At 61.3% G+C, this 2,771-nt stretch carries 3 protein-coding genes and 1 tRNA gene; 1 reads left to right on the plus strand and 3 read right to left on the minus strand.

The features are described from left to right. Positions 1-142: 142 nt before the first annotated feature. Positions 143-778, minus strand: coding sequence for a hypothetical protein (locus tag ABSB13_RS16995; protein WP_428110540.1), 636 nt, complete (start codon positions 776-778; stop codon positions 143-145). Between the two features lie 303 nt (positions 779-1,081). Further along, a tRNA-Arg gene (locus ABSB13_RS17000) sits at positions 1,082-1,153 on the minus strand. Between the two features lie 63 nt (positions 1,154-1,216). Here ABSB13_RS17000 and ABSB13_RS17005 point away from each other — a divergent pair. After that, positions 1,217-2,053 carry a class I SAM-dependent methyltransferase gene (locus tag ABSB13_RS17005; protein ID WP_428110541.1) on the plus strand — a complete coding sequence of 279 codons (837 nt, stop codon included), beginning with the start codon at positions 1,217-1,219 and terminating at the stop codon, positions 2,051-2,053. A gap of 65 nt (positions 2,054-2,118) precedes the next feature. On the opposite strand, the gene ABSB13_RS17010 is transcribed toward ABSB13_RS17005, so the two are convergent. Continuing rightward, on the minus strand, positions 2,119-2,771 hold a 653-nt coding region (locus tag ABSB13_RS17010; protein ID WP_428110543.1), incomplete at its 5' end, for an inositol monophosphatase family protein.

Raw genomic sequence — 2,771 nt, forward strand, 5'->3', positions numbered from 1 at the left:
GTTAGGGCGCGGCGACCCGCGCTGCACCGCGGTCTCGCTCTTTGCGGACCCAGGGGTTCTCGGTCTGCCGCGCCCAAGTTCAAATCCATCTTGCGATGCTGACGGCAAGATACAAGGGGTCACCCCCGCCGGAGCAGACTGGCTAGAGCCAGCTTCGGCGCGGCCTGATTTTGAAGCGGCGAGAACCTCGGTGGGATTTGAGGAACATCACAATTACAATGCCTACCACGAACAAAATTTCGCCCCAGAGCAGAGTGTTGGAGCGGTCGAGACCGCTGTACCACGCAGTCGAAGGAGCGGCCTGGCCCGCGGGCATTCCGACCCTGGTCGTGAAGTTATGACGCCAGCGGAACATCAAAATCAGCAGACTCCAACCCAGCCCCGCGACCGCAAGGGTCGTCCAGGCAAGAATGGCGAGCCGCTGGGGCGCGCCCTGATCAGGAACACCCGCAAGCGACGCCGGCTCCACGTGCGTGCCGGCGTCATTGAGACGAATCAACATTTTGCGGCAGTCCGGGAGGTCCGTGCCCTCCTCTTCCTCGGGGATAGCCGGCTCAGGGAAGAGGGGCGTCTGATCGAGCGCGTAGCCGCCCGCCGCGGGGCCGCCCGCCTCGCGGATCTGGCGCAAAATGGCAAGCATATGCTGCTTGCAGGTCATGGTTCCGAACATCGCGCATTTCGACAGCGCCGCGAGCTCGTCAGGGGTTATATTGAGGCGATCGATGAGTTCGTGGTCTTCTCGAATCAGGCTGAGGACCTCGCACTCTTCTTGTGGCACGAGAGCCTGACTATCTTGCGTATCGGCTTTCATCGCACTCGATTGTGGCGTTAATGGCGGCTTGAAGCAAGACTAAAGAAGTCATGAGATATATAGGATATTAAAACGTCCATAAGCGACCAGAAAACCTCCAATAGAGTGAGCAAACAGTAAGAATTATCTCCCTACTGTTAGTTTACAACTTTGAGGGTCGGTGGGGGGTCTTAGAAAATTCCACTTCGTGTATGGCCTGCGGTCTTCGCGCCGGAGGACTCGACCGACTGTCGAACCAGGGAAACCGCGAGTGGAATCTTCCAAAAAAAATGCCCCGGCCGGGAATCGAACCCGGACTTGAGGTTCCGGAGACCTCCGTGATGTCCTTTTCACTACCGGGGCAAACGGTGTGGCAGAGCCAAGCACTATATCAAGGAATCGCCGCGAACAAGAAAGCGCGACGCGTTGACGGAAAAAGATTCGTGCGCCAACATCGCGGCGATGGCGACAAACACCGATAGCGACTCCGCGCGGCGCTTGCGCGAGCAATACAAGGATGGCTCCAACCTGTCGGCGCGGATTCGGCTCCATCAGCGCTTCAGCACCAACCGCTACGGGCTGATGCGCTGGATGTTCGATCATTTTCGGATTCCTGAAAACGCCAGCGTGCTCGAGCTCGGCTGCGGCACCGGCATTTTGTGGCGCAGCCCGGTGCCGGTTCCGCCGCGATGGCGCGTGATTCTAACCGACATGTCGGGCGGAATGATCCGCGAAACGCGCGCCAATCTCGCGCGGCTGGGCCATTCGTTCACCTACTCGCAGGCAGACGCGCAGGCGCTCCCGTTTCGCGCCGCATCGTTCGACGCGGTGATCGCCAATCACATGCTCTATCATGTGCCCGACATTCCCCGCGCGCTTGGCGAGGTTCGGCGCGTGCTCAAGCCGTCAGGGTTCTGCTATGCGGCCACGATGGGACTCGCGCACATGCGGGAGATCGACGACCTTGCGGCGCGCTTTTTTTCGATTCCACGAATGACGGATTCGGTTGCGCGATTTGGCCTCGAGAGCGGCGAGGTTTACATGCGCCGGGCTTTCGGCGAGGTGAAGCTCGAACGCTATCCCGACTCGCTGGTGGTAACCGAAGCTGCGCCGTTGATGGACTACATCTGTTCGATGCGCGTGCGAAGCAGAGTCAGCGACGAACAGGTTGCCGGCTTGCGCCGCCATCTCGAAAATGAAATCGCGGCGCACGGCGAAATTCGAATCAGCAAGGATACCGGGATGTTCATCGCGCAGCGCTAGCCGCGGGGCGCGCGTCGAAGCCGCGCGTTCATCCCGGGCGTGCTGCGAAAATCAACTAAGTGTTGCTACGCGGAGGCCTTGGTCTCGCGAAGCATCTCGGCGTGGCGGCGGTCGGCCTCCGGGCGCGCCTGCGCAATCGCTTCGATGAGCTCGTCGTGCAGCCGGCCGTTGGTCGCCACGATATTCGCGCCGGCAAGATCAAGCTCGCGGCCGTCCATGTTGCTTACGCATCCGCGTGCTTCGTCGACCAGGATTGCGCCGGCTGCCACGTCCCAGGGGCGCAGCCCGAACTCCCAGAATCCATCGATGCGGCCGGCGGCGACGTAGGCGAGATCGAGCGCGGCTGACCCGCTGCGGCGGATGCCCTGCGCACGCATCATGATTTCTTCCCAGAAGCAGAGATAGAACCGCCGGCGTTCGCGCCGGTCGTACGCGAATCCGGTGCCCAGCAGCGCGGCGCAGAGGTTTGGCGTCGTGCTGACGTGAATCGGCTTGCCGTTGAGGCGCGCGCCCTGTCCGCGCTGGGCGATGAAGCATTCTTTTTTCAGCGCGTCGAAGACTACGCCGAACTGCACGCGGCCGCGCCGTTCGTAGGCGATCGATACGCAGAATTGCGGATAGCCGTGCGCGAAGTTGGTGGTGCCGTCGAGCGGATCGATAATCCATCGATGGTCGCTTTGATGCGCGCTGGCGCCGCTTTCCTCCGCGAGGATCGCAT

Source organism: Binatus sp. (SeqCode), from assembly GCF_050013435.1.
Lineage (GTDB): Bacteria > Desulfobacterota > Binatia > Binatales > Binataceae > Binatus.